Source organism: Rhodococcus sp. 15-725-2-2b (assembly GCF_002259075.1).
Taxonomy (GTDB): domain Bacteria; phylum Actinomycetota; class Actinomycetes; order Mycobacteriales; family Mycobacteriaceae; genus Rhodococcoides.
The window spans coordinates 1-819 of sequence record NZ_NPFL01000030.1; the positions used below are offsets into that span (position 1 = coordinate 1).

Annotated in this window: 1 protein-coding gene; it reads left to right on the plus strand. The window is 60.8% G+C overall.

The window, feature by feature from the left end; genetic code table 11:
• On the plus strand, window positions 1–819 hold an 819-nt coding region (locus tag CH306_RS28690; protein WP_141215490.1), incomplete at both ends, for a phosphopantetheine-binding protein.

An 819-nucleotide genomic window follows, 5' to 3' on the forward strand; every position in this document is an offset into this window, starting at 1 on the left:
TACGCCTCTATGAGTGCGCCCATGAAGCCTGGTCATGGAGCTCCTATCGGTACGCCGGTGCCGGGTGATGCGTTGTTTGTGTTGGATTCCGGTTTGCGGCGGGTTCCGATCGGTGTGGTTGGTGAGTTGTATGTCGCGGGGCGGGGTGTGGCACGCGGTTATGTGCGACGGCCGGGCTTGACGGCATCGCGATTCGTCGCGTGTCCGCTCGGCCCTTTGGGTTCGCGGATGTATCGCACCGGCGATCTGGTTCGTTGGAATCACGACGGCGAGCTGGAGTATGTGGGTCGCTCTGACGATCAGGTGAAGATTCGTGGTTACCGCATCGAAATCGGTGAAGTGGAAGCAACACTCGCTGCCTTGACCGGAGTGGAGCGTGCGGCAGTGGTGGCCCGTGATACCGATACCGGCAAGCAGTTGATTGGCTACGTCGTACCTACCGAGGTGTCTGCGGGAATCGATGGTGGGGCGCTGCGCGAACGAGTTGCCGCGCGATTGCCTGCGTACATGGTTCCGGCCGTGGTGATGGTCATCGACGAGTTGCCGTTAACTGTCAACGGCAAGCTGGACAAATGGGCGTTGCCCGAGCCGCAATTCGCCAGCGGCGTTCACAGAGCGCCGTCATCTCCGGTTGAAGAAATTATCTCCGGCATTTTCACGAAGGTTCTCGACCTGCCGCGAGTCAGCGTGGACGACTCCTTCTTCGACCTGGGCGGCAACTCGCTCTCTGCGATGCGTGTCGTAGCCGCCGTGCAGGAAACCTTCGACTGTGAAATCAGCGTCCGTGCACTCATGGAAGCCCCCACCGTAGCGGGCCTG